At 45.7% G+C, this 21,457-nt stretch carries 9 protein-coding genes; 5 read left to right on the top strand and 4 right to left on the bottom strand.

The window, feature by feature from the left end; all coding sequences use genetic code 11:
- The first annotated feature begins 42 nt into the window (after positions 1–42).
- Positions 43–3,282 (top strand): DUF4347 domain-containing protein, encoded by a 3,240-nt coding sequence (locus QUA80_RS21090; RefSeq protein ID WP_333427040.1) that lies wholly within the window; start codon positions 43–45, stop codon positions 3,280–3,282.
- A 244-nt stretch (positions 3,283–3,526) separates the two neighbouring features.
- Here the strand turns inward: QUA80_RS21090 and QUA80_RS21085 are convergent, their stop codons facing one another.
- Positions 3,527–7,048, bottom strand: a complete 3,522-nt coding sequence (locus QUA80_RS21085) for an AAA-like domain-containing protein (protein WP_333427039.1) — start codon at positions 7,046–7,048, stop codon at positions 3,527–3,529.
- 27 nt (positions 7,049–7,075) lie between these two features.
- On the bottom strand, positions 7,076–10,636 hold the full coding sequence (locus QUA80_RS21080) for an AAA-like domain-containing protein (RefSeq protein WP_333427038.1): 3,561 nt from the start codon (positions 10,634–10,636) through the stop codon (positions 7,076–7,078).
- Between the two features lie 230 nt (positions 10,637–10,866).
- Here QUA80_RS21080 and QUA80_RS21075 point away from each other — a divergent pair, with 230 nt between their 5' ends.
- Positions 10,867–11,493 carry a Uma2 family endonuclease gene (locus tag QUA80_RS21075; protein WP_333427037.1) on the top strand — a complete coding sequence of 209 codons (627 nt, stop codon included), beginning with the start codon at positions 10,867–10,869 and terminating at the stop codon, positions 11,491–11,493.
- Here the strand turns inward: QUA80_RS21075 and QUA80_RS21070 are convergent, their stop codons facing one another.
- Positions 11,494–12,816, bottom strand: a complete 1,323-nt coding sequence (locus QUA80_RS21070; protein ID WP_333427036.1) for an AAA-like domain-containing protein — start codon at positions 12,814–12,816, stop codon at positions 11,494–11,496.
- 668 nt (positions 12,817–13,484) lie between these two features.
- Here QUA80_RS21070 and QUA80_RS21065 point away from each other — a divergent pair.
- The 3 genes from QUA80_RS21065 to QUA80_RS21055 all read left to right on the top strand — a co-directional run bounded on the left by QUA80_RS21065 (position 13,485) and on the right by QUA80_RS21055 (position 20,150).
- On the top strand, positions 13,485–15,041 hold the full coding sequence (locus QUA80_RS21065) for a sensor histidine kinase (RefSeq protein WP_445302274.1): 1,557 nt from the start codon (positions 13,485–13,487) through the stop codon (positions 15,039–15,041).
- 106 nt (positions 15,042–15,147) lie between these two features.
- Complete coding sequence (locus QUA80_RS21060) at positions 15,148–18,816, top strand: GAF domain-containing protein (RefSeq protein WP_333427034.1); 3,669 nt, start codon at positions 15,148–15,150, stop codon at positions 18,814–18,816.
- 188 nt (positions 18,817–19,004) lie between these two features.
- Positions 19,005–20,150, top strand: a complete 1,146-nt coding sequence (locus QUA80_RS21055) for an adenylate/guanylate cyclase domain-containing protein (protein ID WP_333427049.1) — start codon at positions 19,005–19,007, stop codon at positions 20,148–20,150.
- Between the two features lie 24 nt (positions 20,151–20,174).
- Here the strand turns inward: QUA80_RS21055 and QUA80_RS21050 are convergent, their stop codons facing one another.
- On the bottom strand, positions 20,175–21,455 hold the full coding sequence (locus tag QUA80_RS21050; protein ID WP_333427033.1) for a recombinase family protein: 1,281 nt from the start codon (positions 21,453–21,455) through the stop codon (positions 20,175–20,177).
- Positions 21,456–21,457: the final 2 nt, after the last annotated feature.

The raw sequence follows: 21,457 nt of genomic DNA, 5'->3' as shown, positions 1-21,457 counted from the left end.
TATCTGCCACTAAACAGCAAACATTCTCATAGGGTATGCAAAATGAACTCAACTTTTGCCAGTATTGATTCACAATCTGTTCTCCTCCATGCTCGTCCTAAATCTATTGTTTTTATTGATTCTGATTTAGATGACTATCAAACTATTGCTGACGGCGTGCTTCCCGGTACTGAGACGATCGTTTTAGATAAAAATGGCAACGGAGTCGAGCAAATTACTGCCGAACTGCAAAAAATCGCTGCGGCTGGGGAAACTGTAGACCAAGTTCACATTTTTTCTCACGGCAATTCTGGCAGCTTGCAGCTAGGTTCTGCGACTTTGAATGCGGATAATTTGCCGCAATATGAAAGTCAGTTGCAAGGGTGGCGAAATGCGCTAAGCGACCAAGCTGATATCGTGCTTTACGGTTGCGATGTTGCTGCGGGTTCTGGGAGCGATTTTGTCGATCGCCTGGGCGATTTAACCGGGGCTGATATTGCGGCATCTAGCGATCGCACTGGTGGCGGCGGTAATTGGAATTTGGAGTTTGCCAAGGGTGATATTGAAGCACCGCTAGCCTTGACTCCAGAGGTAATGGCGGATTACCGAGGGACTTTAGCGACTGTTACCGTCACCAACAATAATGATAGCGGGCCTGGTTCATTGAGAGATGCGATCGCCTCCGCAGCGGCCGGCGATACCATTCAATTTGCCTCCACTCTTGCCAGTCAAACAATTACTCTCACTTCCGGTCAACTGATCATCAACAAAAACTTGACAATTGATGCAGTTGGTGCAGCCAATTTAACTATCAGCGGCAACAATGCTTCGCGGGTGATCCTCACCGAAGGTTCAACCAATGTTACTCTAAAAAACCTGATTGTTGCCAACGGCAAAGTTTCTGGAACCGATCCGAATAATGATGAAACTAGCGCCGGTGGTGGCATTCAAACGGGAGGTAACAGCACTTTAACTTTAGAAAATTGCCAAGTCAATAATAATGTTGCCGGTTTTGGTGGCGGTATTTATACAGGTTTTCGCAGCACTACTACTGTAATTAACAGCAAGTTTAGCGGCAACGACGGTTCTTTAGCGGATGATACCGAACGCGGCGGCGGCGCGATCGCCACGAAAAGCGGGGGTTCTCTGACAATCAAAGATAGCGAATTTACCAACAACAAAGGCAGCTACGGCGGAGCTGTTAATAACCTGTTGGGCGGCATGACGATCGAAAACTCTAAATTCACCGGGAACCTCACAGAAAAAGGCGTTGGTGGGGCAGTTTACGTCGATGGAGCGAGCGAATTAACTAACGATGCGATCGGTGGCAACATCATTATTCGCGGGAGCAGTTTTGACGGCAATATTGCAACAGGAGAAGGAGGCGCAGCCTTTCTGTTTGGTTATCCCCCAGATAAAGTGGTATTAGAAAATAGCACTTTTATTAACAACAAAGCTGTCAAAAAGGCAGATGGTTCGGCAGGCTCCGGCGGCGGCGTCCGCCACGGAAATGCCGATTTGACTGTGACAAACTGCACCTTTGCCAACAACACATCTGATGATAACGGCGGTGGTTTGTGGTTGGGTGAAGACGGAAATATCAGCATTGTTAACAGTACATTTTCCGGCAACAGTGCTGCTAACCAGGGCGGGGGAATGGTTGTCGGTAACAGAGATTCTTTTTCGACTAATATCGTCAATTCGACTTTTGCTAAAAATACCGCTGGGGAATATTCGGGAGGTATTGCTACTTTTGGCAATCAGCCAATTACTGTCAAGAATTCGATTTTTGATAGCAACACTGCGGGTAATCCTTTTAAGGTTAAACAGCAAAGCGGGCGGGAATTAATCGACGGGGGAAATAATCTGCAATTTCCTAATAAACTTACTACGGGCGATCCTAACGACAATAATGTTACGGCAAATGTGACGATCGCAGACCCCTTACTCGGCCCTTTGCAAAATATTAACAGCGCTTTCGTGCTGCCGCTGCTAGCAGGAAGTCCTGCCATTGATACCGGTACTGGTGCGGGCGCGCCGGCTGCCGATCAGCGCGGTGTGACTCGCCCTCAAGATGGTGATAGCAACGGAAGTGCGATCGTTGATATCGGGGCTTTTGAATTCACTACAATCACGCCGACTCCGACTCCCACACCGACTCCCACACCGACTCCCACACCGACTCCCACACCGACTCCGACTCCCACACCGACTCCGACTCCGACTCCGACTCCGACTCCGACTCCGACTCCGACTCCCACACCGACTCCGACTCCCACACCGACTCCGACTCCCACACCGACTCCGACTCCGACTCCCACACCGATTACAGATGATTGCTTATTCGATGGAGTCAGCGCCCCGGAATTAAACTCTGCCACCATCACCCCCAACCCCGTCCAACAAACTTTCAACGGCGGTGAAGATACCGATTTCATCATGGGCGGCGGCATCAACGAGTCAATTAACGGACTTGCCGGTAACGACACTCTTTACGGCATGGGCGGCAATGACAACATTGACGGCGGTGTCGATAACGACTCGCTTTTCGGCAATGAAGGCAGCGATTTCATCACTGGTGGCGCTGGCAACGATACCATCTACGGCGGCAAAGATGATGACACTGTTGTTGGCGCTGATGGCAGCGATTTTGTCAGGGGAGATCTCGGCAAAGATACAGTTGCCGGCGGCCTGGGCAGCGACACCATTTTTGGCGGCAAAGATGACGATATCTTGCTGGGTGAAGATGGCGACGACTACATTTTAGGCAACTTAGGAAATGACACCTTTAATGCTGGAAACGGCAACGATACAGTGTTTGGAAATGAAGGTGCAGACCTAATTTTCGGCTTATTGGGAAATGACACGCTTTACGGAGGCAAAGAAAACGACAGTCTCGATGGCGGTGAGGGCAACGACTTGCTGTTCGGCGGCAATGAAAACGATGCGATCTGCGGTGACATCGGCAACGATACCATGTACGGGGGAAAAGGCAACGATATTCTCAGTGGCGGCAGCGGTGCTGATTTCCTTAGTGGCGATGTTGGGGATGATACTTTGACAGGCGGTTCGGGAAATGATGTATTTTTCCTAAATCAAAGTTTGGGTAGCGATGTCATTACTGATTTCCGTAAGGGAGAGGATTTAATTGGGTTGAATCCTGATTTGAGTTTCAATCAACTCAGTATTACTTCTAGCAACAATCAAACTTTGATTAGCGTGACGGCTAGCAATCAAGTGCTGGCGAAGCTTAACAATATTACACCGGGTATTCTGACTGCTAGCGATTTCATTACTCTGTAGTTATTATACTAAATCCGGTTTGGCTGTACCCTCGATCGTTCTGCGTATCATTCGGCGGTTAAAACCGCTACTAAACAAACGAATTCCGCCTCTGCATACTGAGAAATAAAGGGAGTAGTTAGACCGGGTTTAATATTATATCATATTTCACTAAAAATTAGCCAAACATGATAAATATCCTCTAATCTTCTGATGCTCTAGCCACAGATATTAATCTACTATTCCTAATAAAGCGGAGTTGATATTATTCCGTTTTAATCCGATCGCACAAATGTCTATCCTCTTCCTTCACTTCGGCATTCGTTCGCAGATAATCTCGCACGAAGTCACAAGCAAACTCCAACGGGTCTGTATTGAGAATGCGCTTCACGTTCCACAAAATCGCCCTTTGGTCGTGGCTGGTGGAGACAAGGAAAGTGCCGTCGGGACTAAAGGAAACTCCTGTCACCGCGCTTGTATGCTCCGCGAGCGTCGTCAGCAAGATGCCGTCATAGTTCCAGAGTTTCACCGTGTTATCCATACTTGCCGTAGCGATAATTTCACCATCCGGGCTAAAGGAAACTCTCAGCACTCCCTGTGCGTGACCTTTAAGCGTTCGCAGGAGCTGTGAAGAGTGAGGAACCGAGGTGTCAATAACAGTCGATGATGGTTCTAATTTCCAGAGTTTGACGGTGCTATCCATACTGCCTGAAGCTAGAGTCTTGCCATCTGGACTGAAACTGACCCCCACAGTCAGAGTCTGATGGGCATCAATCGCCTGCAACAAAGTGCCATCAAGCTTCCAGATTGCGATCGCCCCACTGCTATTGACGGCGGCTAGAGCTTTTCCATCAGGGCTAAAGGCTACATCCCAGAAGGAATTGCCATCTAGCTTCAGAGTTCGCAGTAAAACGCCGTCTGGCTGCCAGAGTTTTACCGTGCCGTCTGTACTTGCAGTGGCAATAATTTTACCGTCAGGACTCCAAATAGTTCTGTGAACTATACCTTTGTGTGCCTTGATTTCTCTCAGGAATCTGCCACCCTTGTGCCAGAGTTTCATTGTTTTTTCGCTCCCCACGGCAATGACTTTACTGTCAGGACTGAATGCCACAGCCCAAAGCCCTCCTGTGCCCTTGTTAAGCGTCTTCAGCAACGTGCCATCCACGCGCCAAAGTTTCACCGTACCGTCTGCACTTGCGGTGGCGACAATTTTACCGTCAGGAGCGAAAGCAGCAGCATAAACAACAGCGTCGTGACCTTGCAGGGGCAAGAAAAAAATGTTTTTCGGCTGCCAAAGTTTGACATCATTTCCTACACCCAGCGAAGCAATTGATTTGCCGTCAGGACTGAAATCGAGATCCCACACGGGATTGCGATGCCCTGCAAAAGTTCTCAGCTCTTTGCCGTCTTTGCTCCAAAATTTGATGGTTCGATCGTCGCTGGCTGAGGCGATAATCTCACCGTCAGGACTGAAATCTAGACTCTCAACGCCTCCTGTGTGACCCTTAAGGGTTCGTAGGGGCTGTAACTCTTCGTCTGGCCCAGCATTGGAGCGCCAAAGTTTAACAGTCTTATCCATGCTGGCGGAGGCAAATATCTCGCCGTCAGGACTGAACTTGACCATCCAAATGGCAGTGCTATGACCTTGAAACGTTTGTAGTAACTTTACTGCGTCCCAGAATGGGCCGTTTTTTTTCCACAATCGGATCGTACCCTCCGCACTGCCGCTCACGAGCATTTCCCCGTTGGGGCTAAAGCTAAGGCTCCTCACCGCATCGGTGCGATCGAGAATGGTTAATAAAATGCCGTTTTTGTCCCAGAGTTTAACGGTGTTATTCTCACCGGATGCGGCTAAAATCTCACCATCTGGGCTGAACGCCACACCGTTAAACTCGTTACTGTGTCCCTCAAGGCTGTGCAGGAGTTTGGGGCTGTGCCAAGACGTTCCCTGTTGCTGCCAAACTTTAACTGTGCCATCTCCAGTGGCGCAAGCGAGGAGTTTACTGTCGGGGCTAAAAGCCATTCTCCAAATAAAACCGTTGTGGGGAAGAGTGGCAATAAGGGTGCCATCTCGCTGCCAGAGTTTGACCTCGTTATCTGTAGGTGAGGAGGCAATGGTCTCCCCGTCGGGGCTGATTGCTAATCTAAACGCTGTCGCCTGATGTCCTGACAAGCGGTTGAACTCCGTAGCTCCATAAACTGCCTGCTCTAGTAATAGTTGCACCCGATTTTCTAGTTCGGGATTTGCCATACCGAGTTGTTGCAGTTTGCGCTTGGCTTTGATGGCAGCGACGAGAGCATCTAATTTTTGCTCTGTGGTAAATAAGGCTTCGGAGGAGGTGGCAAGCGCTTCTATTTCGCTGAGTCGCGATTTTTGCAAGGCACTTATGACTGTACCTAACAACATTTGTTGCAGTCGAGTTGCCCGTTTCTCTTGGTCTAATCGCGCTTCTACTTCCTTGGCACGTTCTGCTTCTAATGCTTGCTGAACTTCCCGTCTGTCTATTTCGGCGCTGGCAGCTAAGAACTGATAATCCAAGTCGCTCAAACTTTTTCCCTGCGCCCATATTTGCGCGTCAGTTAAGGCTTGTCCTCGCAATAATCGGGAAGAATCTGTTTGTTTAGAAGCAATCCAAGCCTCAAAAGTTTGGGAATAAGGACGCAGTTCTCTTAATTGTTTTTCTACCCATTCGAGGTTGAATACTTCTTGATAAATTAGGTTTTTGACTTTCAGCAATCCTGCTTGTTTGACGACTAATCCTGATAGGAGTAATTCGATTTGGTCTCGACTGTCATCTGTCGGTACTGCCACGCCTTGTAAGATTTGCTGGTAAATGCCGAGCAATCTTCCGGCGCGTTGTTCGTTGCGAAGGATGCGATCGCGGATGGTTTTCAAATGTTCTGGTTCGTCTTGAGATTCCCAGTTGTTGATGATGTGCGATCGCACTAAATTCTCTACCCAAAATGCTTCTGTCCCTACCGGAGGAATTGAATTTTCCGACACTGCTTTTTGAAGAGCTAAATCGACTATTTTACAAACTTTTTGGGTTAAAAATGGCTGTCCGTTTGTCCAAGTTAAGATTGCTTTGAGAATTGTTTGCGATCGTTCGACTTTTCCTTGGAATCCTAGAGCTAATGGTGATGCTTCTTCTATGGTGAAGCCATCTAGGTCGATCGCCACCCCGATATTAAAAGGTGTGCGATTCTTATCGGCGATTAAATCGCTGGGTGTAGCCACTCCGAAAATCGCGAAGGTAATCCGGTTGTATTCTAGATTAAGGGTTCTTTGGTTGTAGCAATATCGAATCAAGGCGAAAAAGTCATCGACGGCAAAATCTAAGCTTAAAATACTATCAATCTCATCGACAAATATCAAAATTCGCTCTTGCGGAAATTCGGCTAATAATACCTCTTCAATAAATTGACTCAATCTTTGCAGGAGAGAAACTTCTTCTTGTTCTTGCCACCAGGTTTTTAAATTAACTTTTCCTAGAAGATTGAAACTGCGCCACAAATCGCCAACGATGCCTTTATACCACTGTAGGGGAGTAATGTTTTCGCTGCCGATGCGGGTCAGGTCGATCGTGCTGCATTGAAATCCTTCGGCTTGCAGTCGATGGAACGTGCGGACTAAGAGAGAAGATTTGCCTATTTGCCGGGAATTAAGAATGTAGCAAAACTCGCCTCGTTTTAAGGCTTCATAAAGCTGGGAATCTGCTTGTCTTTCGACATAGGTAGGCGCATTAGTTGTGAGACTGCCACCAATTTGGTAAGAGTAATCTTTCATAATTGATAGTTAATTGTTTCAGATAATTTAACGATCGCCCACTAGATCGCACAAATGTCTGTCCTCCTCCTTCACTTCAGTATTCGTTTGCAGGTAATCCCGCACGCGATCGCACGCATAAGCCAGTTCATCTAGTTTGAGAATTCGCTCCACATCCCACAAAATCACAGTGCGATCGTCCCCAACAGAGGCAATGAGTTTGCCATCGGGGCCAAACGCAACTCCCCAAACGTTCCCTTCATGTCCGGTTAGGGTCGTTATTTCTGTCCCGTCGGTTTTCCAGAGTTTGAGTGCGCCTGTTGAGCCTCCCCCCACCAGCATTTGACCGTCAGGACTGAAATCAACCGCCATCAGACCTCTAGTATTTCCCTTGAGGGTTTTGAGCAACGTGCCATCGATCGTCCAGAGTTTAATCGTGTCATCCCTGCTGGCAGTTGCCAAAGTGCGATCGTCTGGACTGATGGCAACTTCCCAAATCGGGCTGCGATGACCTTTTAGAGTCTTGGAAAACCGACCGTCAAGGCTCCACAACCGAGCAGTGCTGTCGCTACTGCCTGAAAGCAGCCTCTGTCCGTCAGAGGTAAAGTCCACATCGTAAACCCTAGCCCGATGCCCTGTGAAAGTTCGTAGGAGCGCTGCCCCCGTGCCCGCCCTGCCGTCCTTTTTCCACAGTTTCACGGTTTTATCGTTGCTAGCAGAAGCCAGCAGCCGACCATCTGGACTTGGGGAGATATCCCAAACTCCAGCCCCATGACCTGTTATGGTTTTCAGCAGCGTCCCGTCCAACTGCCAGAATTTAATTGTTTTATCTTCACTAGCGGTAGCAAGGAAAGGCGCGATCGCAGGATTGGCGCTGGCACCAGAGAGGAAAGCAACGGAGCGAACTGCAGTCTCGTTTCCGGCAAAAGACTTCAGCAACGTGCCGTCTCGGGCCCACAGTTTGAAACTGCCATCGGAAGACGCGGAAGCTAGCATCTGACCTCCGGGGGAGAAATCCACATCCCAAATCGTGCCGCCATGTCCGTAAAGGACTTTTGAGAAGGGGTTTGTCGGATTCCATAGTCGAACAGTATTGTCGTCGCTAGCAGAGACAACCATTTGATTGTTGGGAATAAAAGCAAGCCCGCGAATTCCAGATTGATGCCCTTTAAGGACTTTCAAAAGTGTCCCGTCAGGCTTCCAGAGGTTGATGGTTTGGTCGGCGCTGGCGGAAGCAATGACATCACCTGCTGTGCTGACGGCGACTTCAAACACTTCCGCACTGTGACCGCTAAGAGTTCGCAGCAGGGTGCCGTCGGGTTGCCAGAGTTTGACAGTGTTGTCAGCGCTGGCAGAGACAATGGCGGGACGTTTTGCGCCGCTGTTGTCTGCAAGCAAGGCAAACTCAACGTCCCAAACGCTGGCGCTGTGACCTTCCAGGGTTCTCACCAGTTTGCCGTCTAGAGTCCAGACCTTGACCGTATTGTCTGTGCTGCTAGAGGCCAGCAGGTTTCCATCGGGGCTAAAGGCAACACCCCAAACTGCACCTTGATGTCCGTTCAGGGTTTTGAGCAGTTTGCCATCGACACTCCACAGCCGAATGGTGCTGTCTTCGCTGGCGGAGGCGATGCGCTCACCGTCTGGACTCACGGCGATCGCCCAGATCGCAGCGCTGTGTCCCTGAAAGGTTTTGAGCAGCTTGCCGAACCGACTCCACAGATAAATGTTGCCGTCTACGCTGGATGTTACCAGGCGCTGGCCGTCGGGACTAAAACGAAGGGCGTAGACGCTGCTGATCGTGTGGTTGAGAGTGTGCAGCAAGGTGCCATCCCGTTGCCACACCTTGGCTGTTTGGTCGCCGCCTCCGGTGGCGATGAGTTGACCGTCTGGGCTGACATCAACTGCCAGAACCGGGCTGGAATGCCCCAACAGGCGATTGAATTCTGCCGTTCCGTAGATGGCTTGTTGCAGGACTTGTCGAACTTGACATTGCAACTGCGGGCTGGAATGCGCGAGACGGTCGAGCCTGCCTCTGGCTTTGATGGCGCTCACGAGGGCGTCCAATCGCTGTTGGGAGGCGAATTGTCCTGCGGAGGAGGAGGCGAGGGCCTGAATTTCGCTGGTGACGGCGTTATGGTATTGCCAGAGGGCGAGAATGCTGGAGGCGATCGCAACTATCAGCGCTCCACTCAACGCTCCAATCAACCTCCTCTGTCGCTTCGCTGTCTGTCGCTGTAAAACTAACCGCTTGTGTTCCTCTGCCAGTCGCGCTTCGACTTCTTTAACTCGTTCTGCTTCCAGCGCTTGCTGTACTTCCAGCCTGTCTAATTCTTGAGAAGTCGCTAAAAATTGATAATCCAAATCGCTCAAACTTTTTCCCTGGGCCCAGTAGGAAGCGTCTTTGAGGGATTGTCCCCGCAACAGTCGCGATTCATCTTGTTGTTGAGAAGCGATCCAAGCGTTGAAAGCTTGGGAGTAAGGGCGCAGTTGCTCTAACTGTTTTTCTACCCATTGTAGGTTAAACACTGCTTGATAAATCGGGTTTCTGACCTTCAACAAACCTTGTTGTTTCACTACCAAACCTGATAGCAGCAGTTCGATCTGCTCTCGACTATCATCCGCTTCAATTTCACCCCCCTGCAATAGTTGTTGATAGATGCCTAAGCTACGTGCAGTGCGTTGTTCGTTGCCAAGGAGGCGATCGCGGATTGTCTTTAAATGCTCTGGCTCGTCTTGCGATTCCCATTTATTGATGATGTTTTCTCTCACCACCGATTCTACAAAAAATCCCTCTGTTCCCGGTGGAAAATTTAAAGTTTTGCTGTGTGAAATTCCTGCCATTTTTACCACTAATTCACATATTTTTTGAGTTAAAAATGGCTGCCCTTCCGTCCAAAATAAGATTTCTTTGATAACTGCTTGCGGATTAGTTACTGCATTTTCTAATCCTTTCGCTAGAGGCTGTGCTTCCGCTAAGTTAAATCCTGGCAAATCGATCGCTCGTCCGATATTAAAAGGAGTTCTTGTTTTATCGGCAATTAAATCGCTGGGTGTCGCTACTCCGAAAAGTGCAAAGGTAATCCGGTTATATTCAGGATTGATGGCTCTTTGGTTGTAACAATACCGAACCAACGCGAAAAAGTCATCGACGGGAAAATTTAAACTTAAAATGCTGTCAATTTCATCGACAAATATAAATATCCGCTGTGTGGAAATTTTTACTAATAAGATATCTTCAATAAATTGACTCAATCTTTGCAGAAAAGAAATTTCTTCTTGTTCTTGCCACCAACTTTTTAAATTAACTTTTCCTAATAAATTGAAGCTGCGCCATAAATCCGCAATAATTCCTTTGTACCATTGTAAAGGAGTAATGTTTTCGCTGCCGATGCGCGTCATGTCGATCGTGCTGCATTGAAAACCTTCTGCTTGCAGTCGGTGCAGGGTGCGGACTAAGAGAGAAGATTTGCCCATTTGCCGCGAATTTAGGACGTAACAAAATTCGCCAGCTTTTAAGGCTTGATAGAGTTCGGAATCGGCTTGTCGCACTGCGTATGTAGGCGCATCACTGGCGAGACTGCCACCAATTTGGTATGTTACCTGAGTCATGCGGTTTATGGGTGGGTTTCAAGGTGAAATTTTATAAAAAGAGGCAGTCTGAGCGTTATTTTTGTCACCATCTCTACTGAATTATAATCCATCGGTAAAATTTCAGTTTCCCAAGTAATTGTTTTTATAATAAAATTGACACAGTAAAAAGTAGAAGTTATTATACAATATAGCCTAATGTTGTAAATTTATATTGACATTGAAATTAACAGCAAACAAGGAGAATCAATATGCTCATTCAAGAACAACCGGCCCAGTCTAAACAAATGACCCTAGACGAGTTTCTGGACTGGTATCCAGAGGGTCAAGGTCGCTTTGAGCTACATGATGGAGCCGTTATCGAAATGCAAGCAACAGGAACTCACGAACAAGTAGGGGGCTTCCTTGCCCTCAAAGTAGGCGTTCAGATTGAACGTTTGGCTTTGCCCTCTTTCATTCCCCGCCAAGGAATTATTAAGGCTATTGATTCTGATAAGTCTGGCTACAGCCCAGATGTGATGGTGTTAGATTGGCAACAAATCGAAACGGAACCGATGTGGAAAAAGCGATCGACTATTACCCGAGGTGAAACTATCCGTTTAGTCATCGAAATCGTGAGTACGAATTGGCAAGATGACTACTTGATAAAGTTAGCAGAATATGAAAAATTGGCAATTCCTGAATACTGGATTGTCGATTATTTAGGGTTGGGGGGCAGAAGATATATTGGCAACCCCAAACAACCCACTATTTCCGTCAACCAATTGGTTGACGGTGAGTATGTAGTTAATCAGTTTAGAGGTGATGAGCGGGTGCGATCGCTTGCTTTCCCCGATCTAAACTTAACCGCAGAACAGATTTTTCAGGTGGGGCAATAACTAAATAAAGTTTTGCGAACCAAAATACAGGCGGTACAACTCGCAGCTCAGCGTACAGCGGTTGTTATCGAGATGAATCAGCCCCATACTAACTAATTTAGAAGCTACTATCGGATCTAATTCCACACCGCGCTCCGATTTTACCACTTGTTTTAGTGCAACCGCAAGTTCGGGATACTCTTGCAATGTCACCCAAAAACTCCGCAAGTAATTTTTATAAATTCCCCCTATTGTAGGAGCTTCTTGTAGTAGCCGATCTAGCGTTACACTGTTTTGACAGAGGTGGTAAAGAGCTAGCCGCACCAGATAAGGATGCCCCCCCACCATAGCCATCAGTCGATCGGCATTCGGGCTATCTGTCCAATCCAGTCCGTGACGCTGCGCTAAAGTAAGTATCTGCTCTTCTGTAAAATAGGGCAATTGCAGCGGCAAACCGACATTAAAAGGCGATTCAGTGAGCTTTAAAGGAATATAAATTTCTGTGGAGTGAAGAACTATTAAACGTAGTTTTTCCATGGATTCAATCCGCTTTGCTTCTTCATGCCAGCTTCGCACCAGCGGCAAAAATTCTCTGGCAATTTTTGGATACTCGAAAAGCCTATTGACTTCATTTAAAGCTAAGACAAGGGGGCTACTTATTTCTCTTAATACATATTGTTGCAAATAGATGATGCAGCTTACTTTGCTACCCATATCTTCATCCCAATAATCATCTAATAGAGGTGGCAATTCTAGGTGACGGCTGATGTTGGCACAAAACCACCGTAAAAATTTATCTAGGTTGCCTAAAACAGCTTCTTCGGCTTGCTGAAAATCCAAACTTACAGTGCGATAGCCAAGAGAATTAGCGCGATCTAAAATCCTCAGCAGAAGGGAACTTTTTCCCATCTTCCTGGGAGCTTTAATCCGCAGAACACTTCCTGGTTTGGCAATCTCTCGATACGCGAGTTCTTCAATTAGTGGGTGATGGATATAAAATGGCGAACCGAGGGGCACGGGAGAGCCGGGAAATTCTAAAGGTGTTGCTCGGCATTGCCTGCGGGTGAATTCTTGAATTAATTCTCGTTCCTCAGCAGTCAGGGAACGCGATTCTAGAGAGGATCTAAAATTTGATTTATTAATAGATGTCTGCAAGATTTCAGAGAGACTTTGCCACAAGCACGAGGCGATGTTTCTCAGGTAATGCTCTCCGTAATGAGAGGTAGATGCGATACTTGTATAAGTCTTTCCTTCCCAAACTTGGCGGAGTATAATTTCTTGTACTGGATATAAATCTTTTTGTAATCTGGCACGAATTAGCTGTATTACCTCATCTATCGTCATAACTTGCAATTACCTTATAAGTGTATCGTTGATATTATCACTTTTGAGCCTGTAAAGCTGAGTTGGTGTCAACTTAAAGTTAAACTTCTCATCCGGCACGAATTGAACCCTTCCTCACAGCTTAAGTCCTCTGAATAAAACTATAAATTAGGACTTTTAAACTCATTAGTCATCTTCGCTGTGGACTTTAGCTGTTAGCAAGAGACTTAAGTCTGACGCAGCTTTTGGCTGAAGTTTAGATCCATGAAGAGTGAACCCAGCTCTACAGGTTTTTGAGAAGGGTTCTCTTGGTTAAGTGAAATCCGTGATCTCCCTCAAATCTTGTGCTTGCCCCGTTGCCTCAGGGGTAACTGAGTGCTCTAACCGAATTTCAAGAGCTGCTGGCGCTCCTAGCTGAAAGGGAGCCGCGCTCAGTTATTCTCGCTCGTTAGCCAAAATGTCATATAGGTGTCACAGTTGCTCGTGAAGCCACCATGAAAAATGTGACAGTTGAGATTGCTAAAGCTTAGTCAATGGGTGCTAATCTTATTAAAAGTATTTCTACATCCTTGCATCTGTTCATCACAAGTGTTAATTCCAAAAGCGTTATTCTTTTTTTGTGGTATAAGATTTTTTAAGCCAGCTATAATACCTGACAATAAATCATACCACATAATCGTGTTGATTTGATACAAATGGTTCATAAAATGTTTCCAAATTATTTTATTCCTCACGGTCATTGCTATTTGTGGAAGCCTGGATTAGTGGGGGTGCACATTGTATCGGATGCTGCGATCGCCGTCGCTTATTTTTTGATACCCCTGACGCTGATTTATATTGTCCAGAAGCGGAAAGATGTGCCTTTTGACTGGGTTTTCATGTTATTTGGCTCTTTTATTATCTGCTGCGGAATTACTCATATTATGGAAATATGGACGCTGTGGCATCCTAATTATTGGTTCTCGGGTTTTCTTAAAGGGATTACAGCGCTGATTTCGCTATGTACAGCAGCAGTCCTGGTGGAACTAATCCCAAAAATCTTGGCGATTCCCAGTCCGGATCAACTGGCGGCGGCAAATTTGGCTTTACAAAATGAGATTGGCGATCGCAAGCAAGCTCAGGAAGCACTCTCGCAATTAATGCTAGAATTGGAAAAACGTGTGATAGAGAGAACGCTGGCTTTAAAATTAACCAATGAACTTTTGCAACAAGAAAACCGCGATCGCTCCTTGGCTGAAAATTCATTGCGGGACTCAGAAGCTCAACTGCTAGAACGAACTGAGCAGCTAGAGAACACTCTGCAACAACTAAAAGACGCCCAAACTCAACTCGTACAAACTGAAAAAATGTCTTCTTTGGGGCAAATGGTAGCTGGGGTTGCTCACGAAATAAATAACCCTGTTAACTTCATTTATGGAAATCTGATTCCGGCTGAGGAATATATTAAAGATATTTTGGAATTGATTAAGGTTTATCAAGTTTATTACCCCACTCCTGCGGCGGAAATTGCAGACAAGATTAACAGCATAGAACTCGATTTTATTTTAGAAGACTTGCAAAAAATTTTTGGTTCGATCAAAATTGGAGCAGAGCGCATTAGAGAGATTGTTAAATCTTTACGCACTTTCTCCCGCTTAGACGAAGCCGATATGAAACAAATAAATATCCATGAAGGTATCGACAGCACTTTAATGATTTTGCAGCACCGATTGAAAGAACAAACAAACCGTCCACCTATCCAAGTGATTAAAGAGTATGGAGAGTTGCCACTATTGGAATGCTATGCTGGACAGATCAACCAAGTTTTTATGAACATTTTTTCTAATGCTATTGATGCTTTAGAACAGATGGCGGCGCAGGGGCGTTCCAGCAAAGGATATTGGGAAAATAATTTGCCCGATCGCTTACAAAACACCCATTGCCAACTGCTAAAAATTCGCATCCGCACGCTTTTAGTTGATGGCAAGTGGGTGCAGATTCGTATTGCTGATAATGGCACTGGCATAGATGCTGAGACGATCGCTAAAATTTACGATCCCTTTTATACGACGAAACCCATCGGTTATGGTACCGGGCTGGGTTTGGCGATTTCTTATCAAATTATTCAAACCCATGAAGGTTATTTGCGCTGTACTTCCGAGGTTGGGAGAGGTACTGAGTTTATTATTGAAATTCCTTGGCGATCGCAACTTTGCAATCGCAAGTTGTTGCCCAAGAAGCAAGCTGTGATGAAGAAGTTTGGTTGAGGCGCTAATAACTCATTCCGAATTAGGCTACAAGTTTCGATACCTTTCACTTTTTGGCCTAACATAGCCAGCATCAAATATATATTATTTACCAACAGGAAATATTATGTGGGAATTCCTCAAAAATATCTTTTCCCCAACTCAGTATATGCCTCACGGTCATTGCTATCTCTGGCAAACGCCTTTAGTGTGGCTGCACGTAACGGGCGACTTTTTAATTGCGATCGCCTACTATTCAATTCCGGCGATGCTACTTTATTTTATCTTCAAACGGCGCGATATCCCTTTTTTAGGAATATTTGCTTTATTTAGTGCATTTATTATTCTGTGCGGCACGGGTCACTTGCTAGAAATTTGGACTTTGTGGCATTCCGCTTATTGGCTGTCGGGGATTGAGAAAGCACTTACTGCACTGGTTTCCTGCTTCACGGCGGGACAGATGGTAACACTACTGCCACAGTTGTTATCTTTAAAAACCCCCCAAGAATTAGAGGTAATAAATCGTAAGTTGCAGAGTGAAATAGCCGTGCGTGAAGATGCAGAATCAGCTTTGCGCCACGCTTATGATGATTTAGAAACTAAAGTCCAAGAGCGTACCACACAGTTGAGAGAAATAAACGGTTATTTAGAAGCAGAAATTAGAGAAAGAATAGCCGCTGAATCCGCTTTGCGCGAAAGAGAAAATAGGTTGACAGAACAACAAACAGCCTTGCTAGAATTAGCAAAAAATTCTAGTATCTACGAGGGAAATGTTGGCGAGGCTTTGAGAGAGATTACGCAGATGGCAAGCCGTACTCTGAATGTTGAGCGGGGAAGTATTTGGTTTTATCGGGCAGATAAATCAGGAATGTGGTGTGCCGACCTCTACGAACTGACGGCAAATCAACACAGCCGGGGTGCTGAACTGAAAGTTGCTGACTATCCTAGCTATTTCCAAGCTTTGAATGCAGAACAGGCGATCGTAGCGGTTGATACCAAAACCGATCCGCGCACCCGAGAACTTAGAGAATCTTATTTGATGCCTTTAAACATCTCGTCAATCCTAGATGTTCCTATTACCCATCAAGGACAAATTGCTGGTGTAATTTGTTTAGAACATCAGGGAACGAGGAGGAATTGGACGCTCGACGAACAAAGCTTCGCTAGCTATTTGGCACAGATCGCAGCTTTAGTAATGGAATCTCGCGATCGCAAGCAAGCCGAGTTAACATTGCGCTCTGTTACCGAACGCTTGCAATATTTGCTGGCGACTACCCCGGCGGTGATTTTTAGCTGCCAATTAGGAGGAAATTATGACGTAACATTTGTCAGCGAGAATATTTTTTCAATGATGGGTTACGAAGCGAGAGAATTTGTTGATGGTTCCCTTGATTGGCATAGCCTCGTCCACCCAGAAGATCGAGAGCTTGTTGATACTTCATTCGCTCAGATATTGGAAAAAGAATTTATCTCCTACGAATACCGAGAACGGCACAAAGACGGTAGTTATCGATGGATATACGATGAGGTTAAGTTGGTCAAAGATGCTGCTGGCATACCTGTCGAGTGCGTTGGTTATGGAGTGGATATTACTGCTCGCAAACAGGCGGAACTAGCCTTGCAGCAGCAACTAAAAAGGGAGCGGCTCGTTAATTCCATTCAAGAGCGGATTCGTTCTTCTCTTAACCTAGAAGAAGTGCTGACAATGGCTGTGGAAGAAGTACGCCAGTTTTTGTCAACTGACAGGACTGTTATTTACCGTTTTAATCCAGATTGGAGTGGATTTATAACCGTCGAGTCGGTAGCAGCCGATACGATGCCGATTTTGGGAATTGATATTAACGATCCTTGCTTTCAGGAATGCTACGTCTCTGTTTACGAGAAGGGACACCTTCGCGCGATCGACGATATTTATACGGCAGGTATTTCCGAGTGCCATATTAATTTACTCAGCCAGTTTGAAATTAAAGCTAACCTCGTGATTCCCATTTTGCAAGGTAAAAAATTATGGGGGCTACTCATTGCTCATCACTGCCGCAGTCAAAGACTTTGGAACTCTTCTGAGATAGAATCTCTCAAGCAAATTTCCGTGCAGCTAGCAATTGCCATCCAGCAATCCACCCTTTTTGAACAAGCCAAAACTGAAATTACCGATCGCAAATTAGCAGAGATAGCATTACAAAAAGCTGTCGTCGCTGCGGATAAAGCTAACCGCGCCAAGAGCGAATTTCTTTCTTCTATGAGCCACGAACTGCGGACTCCCCTGAATGCCATTCTGGGATTTAGTCAGGTGATGGTGCGCGATTCATCTCTCAACAATCAACACCAGCAGCACCTAGAAATAATTAATCGCGCCGGCGAACACTTGCTTTCGCTAATTAATGACATTTTGGAAATGTGCAAAATTGAAGCGGGCAGAAGTCAGCTTAATGAAAGCAGTTTTAATTTAATGCGCCTGCTAGAAACCTTAAGAGAAATGTTTCGATTAAAAGCTAAATCTAAGAAATTGCAGCTAAATTTTGAAGTGGTTGACGGCGTACCACACTTTGTTAATGGAGATGAAGGTAAATTGCGCCAAATTTTGATTAATCTTGTCGGAAATGCGATCAAGTTTACAGAGACGGGTAGCGTTACGTTGCAAGTGAAAAAGAAGGTAGAAGAAAGTTTGGCAGTTGCAACTGCAACTACACAAACAAAACCCGCCTGCGTGGATTTTGAACAGTCGGAAAGCTGGGCGATGGAAAGCGCAGCTATACAAACAAAACCCGCCAGCGCTGGTTCTAATCAGTCCTCGCAGGCCGACTTTGATGGTGTAGATGCAAATGACCTTCACCCGGTATTTGTACGCCTTCAGTTTGAAATTGAAGATACCGGCCCGGGCATTGACGCAGAAGAGATAAATAAGTTATTTGAACCGTTCGAGCAAACACAAACAGGTCGTAAATCTCAAGAAGGGACTGGATTAGGTTTACCAATTAGTCGCAAATTTGTACAAATGATGGGAGGAGATATTACTGTCAGCAGTACACCTGATGTGGGAAGTAAGTTTGCTTTTGATATTGAAATGAGGCTGCCAGATCCCACCGAAATTAAAATGCTTAAACCCCAGAAAAAAGTAATTGGTTTAGCACCTAATCAACCAGAATATCGGATTTTGGTGGTTGACGATCGGGCGGATAATTGTCTTGTCATAGAGAGATTATTATCACCGCTAGGCATCCTCGTCAGAGAAGCTAAAAATGGTCAAGAAGCTATTGCTGTATGGGAGGATTGGAAACCGCACCTGATCTGGATGGATATGCAGATGCCTGTCATGAATGGCTATGAAGCCACCAGAAAAATTAAAGCTCATCCTCTCGGAAAACAAACTGTAATAGTTGCTCTTACTGCTAGCGCTTTTGAAGAGGAGCGAAAAACTATTTTAGGAGCAGGCTGTGATGATTTCATGCGTAAACCCTTTGAGGCAAAGATATTATTTGCGAAAATGGAACAACTTTTAGGAGTGCGCTACATTTACGAGGAATCTGTTGATGCCAAACTAGAAAATGAAAATGAAATTAGCCGAGGAACCAGCAATCAATCTGTAGTAGAATCACAACTCGGTAAAATGCCTCTTGAGTGGGTGGATAAGATATCTCATGCTGCTCATGAATGTTGCGACGATAAAATTATTACTTTAATTGAGGAAATGCCTAAAGAATTTTCTTTGTCCGCACAAATATTAGCGGCTTTAGTGCATGATTTCCTATTTGACGATATTATAGAGCTAGCGAAATTGGCAGTTAGGAGTCGATGAAAATACCAGTTTCAAACTAATTACAATTGCGGAGGATTTCATATTTCAAAAAAAACCAAAAATCACCCCTAATACCTCTAGCTGCCCTCTATTTTGAGAAAAAAAAGCGGAGTTTATACAGTTTAATTTTGACCACAAATTAGTGAGATTAATATGTTCCATTGAAAAATAAAACCGTGAGCGATCGCATGGACAGCAATCTATTTTCTATAATTCAAGCCAACATTTTAGTAGTTGATGATAAGCCAGATAATGTACGGCTTTTATCTAAAATCTTGACCGAACAAGGGTATCAGGTTCGTAAAGCGCTGAACGGGCAAAGGGCCCTCGCTACAGTGCTGGAGTTTCCCCCCACTCTAATTCTGCTGGACGTAATGATGCCTGAGCTCAATGGATATGAGGTGTGTGCACAGTTGAAAGCTTCGCCAAAAACCAGTTCCATTCCAGTGATTTTCTTAAGCGCCTTAGATGATGTTGTAGATAAGGTGAAAGCCTTTGATGTGGGAGCAGTTGACTATATTACGAAACCTTTTCAAGATAAAGAAGTATTGGCACGAGTGGCAAATCAGTTAACAATTCAAAGTCAACAAAAGCTACTTCAAGAGAAAACGAAGCAATTAGAAGAAGTTGTCGGACGTTTGCAAAACGAAATTAAAGAGCGGCAGGGGGTGGAGCTAGCTTTACGCCTTGCTCAAAAAAAGTCGGATCATTTATTGCTAAATATTTTACCAGAAGCGATTGTTGAAAAATTGAAAAAAGGCGAGGGTGCTGCGGCCGAGAGGTTTGAGTCAGCAACAGTTTTATTTGCCGATATTGTTGGTTTTACGTCTCTTTCTACCAGAAATTCACCTCTAGAATTGGTGAATTTTCTAAACCAGATTTTTTCAAAGTTTGACCAACTAACTGAAAAACACGGTTTGGAGAAAATTAAAACGAGTGGGGATGCTTATATGGTAGCAGGGGGGTTGCCAGTGCCGAGGGCAGATCATGCAGAAGCGATCGCGGATATGGCGTTGGATATGCAGGAAGCGATCGCTTATTTTCTGACTGACACGGGCGAACCCTTCCAAATTAGGATTGGCATTAATACAGGGCCAGTAGTTGCTGGCGTAATTGGCACTAAAAAATTCATCTATGATTTGTGGGGAGATACTGTTAATGTTGCTTCGCGGATGGAATCTCAAGGATTACCGGGGTATATTCAAGTTACTACTCCTATTTACGAGCAGTTAAAAGATCGTTATTTATTTGAGGAAAGAGGCGCGATCGCGGTTAAAGGTAAAGGAGAAATGACGGTCTATTGGCTGAAGGCTAAAAATGTTAGGTCAAGCTAATTGGTAAGTTGTCGATTGCTCTCCTTAAAAAATGAAAATAATTTGCACTTTTACTGTTAAATTTTCGCGTAGAATCTCTATTTGGCTGATGAATTCTCGAAAGTAAAACCTGCGTTCCGATTCTGACAAATCGAGCCAAAATTGGGGAAGCGAAACTGTTTGAACCGTTTCTCGCAAATTCACTGGGGGCAGTTGTGCGAGTTTGGTTTGCATTTCGGCAATTTCGGTGCGGATTTTGTAGGCTCTCAATTCGGCAGTTTCTGTGTCTAAAATGCCGCTTTCAATCAGGGCTGGCAGTTGCTCTAGGATTTCTTGTTTGGAGCCGATCGCCCTGCCAATTCCTGCTTTAATTCCATTCATGTCAGGCATTTGCAGCCCAGCGACAGCCTGCGGTAAATCCTCGCAGATTCTTTTGATGGTTAATTGCAATATTTCTTCGTAAGAAAAACCGCTGCATTTAGGCTCTTTTGGACAGTTAATCGGTCGCAAATAAAGGTATTCTTTGTCTTTGCGGTAGGAGGTAACTTTTGCTACTGTCATAGGCGATCGGCATTCGGAACAAATTGCTAAACCTGCAAGGGAACGGGGGGCGCTGGCGGCGCGGGGAGAAAGTTGGCGGTTGCGGCGCAGCAATCGGTCTACTTGGGCGGCTTCTTCTCTGGAAATAATCGGGACGTGGGTGTTAGAAATTACTTGGCCGTTTTGATATTCCAAATCGCCTCGGTAGGCGGGATTTGTCAGCCAGCGGCGGCCTGTGCTGACGGAGATTTTTTTGCTGTATTTCTTTGCTAAATAGCGCACGGAACCGCGCAAAGAACCGTAGATGAGAAAGTGTTCAAAAAAGTCTTTGACGGCGGGGGCGGCCGATCGATCGATCGTGTAGCGCTCTTTGCCGCGCCGATAGCCGTAGGGAGCCTTGCCCGGTGGAATGCGCGATTTGATGCGGTTGCGGGCGTGTCCTCTGCGGATGCTGCGGCTGTGTTGGCTGCGCTGGAGTTCTGCGAGGATTTGCAGCAAGTTTTTGCGGTTTTGCGGTTCCGTTTCTGCTTGGACGATGATTTCGATGCCGAGGGTTTCGAGTTGGGCCAGGTGCAGACACACTTGCTGCAATGTGTCGCCGAGTTCTTCAAACCGCTGAATTAATAAGTATTTGACTGGTTCTGTTTGGCAGTCTTTGAGGAGTTGCTGGAGTTGTTGTCGCCCTCCTAAATCTTGATATATTCGATCGACCTCTTGGCCCCAAATTTCCGGTGCGGGTGCTGCTTCGAGTAGCGGTTCGGTGTAAGAATAGGCGATGACTTTCATCT

It is taken from the genome of Microcoleus sp. F4-D5, assembly GCF_036704885.1.
Lineage (GTDB): Bacteria > Cyanobacteriota > Cyanobacteriia > Cyanobacteriales > Microcoleaceae > Microcoleus.
The sequence above is the reverse complement of the archived record's forward strand: the minus strand, read 5'-3'. Positions and strand labels throughout refer to the sequence as shown.

Excerpts from the sequence above, each read along its gene's own strand:
- QUA80_RS21060 (WP_333427034.1), top strand. The coding sequence starts at position 15,148 with ATGTGGGAATTCCTCAAAAATATCTTTTCCCCAACTCAGTATATGCCT.
- QUA80_RS21070 (WP_333427036.1), bottom strand. The coding sequence starts at position 12,816 with ATGACGATAGATGAGGTAATACAGCTAATTCGTGCCAGATTACAAAAA.
- QUA80_RS21085 (WP_333427039.1), bottom strand. The coding sequence starts at position 7,048 with ATGAAAGATTACTCTTACCAAATTGGTGGCAGTCTCACAACTAATGCG.
- QUA80_RS21050 (WP_333427033.1), bottom strand. The coding sequence starts at position 21,455 with ATGAAAGTCATCGCCTATTCTTACACCGAACCGCTACTCGAAGCAGCA.
- QUA80_RS21080 (WP_333427038.1), bottom strand. The coding sequence starts at position 10,636 with ATGACTCAGGTAACATACCAAATTGGTGGCAGTCTCGCCAGTGATGCG.
- QUA80_RS21090 (WP_333427040.1), top strand. The coding sequence starts at position 43 with ATGAACTCAACTTTTGCCAGTATTGATTCACAATCTGTTCTCCTCCAT.
- QUA80_RS21075 (WP_333427037.1), top strand. The coding sequence starts at position 10,867 with ATGCTCATTCAAGAACAACCGGCCCAGTCTAAACAAATGACCCTAGAC.
- QUA80_RS21055 (WP_333427049.1), top strand. The coding sequence starts at position 19,005 with ATGGACAGCAATCTATTTTCTATAATTCAAGCCAACATTTTAGTAGTT.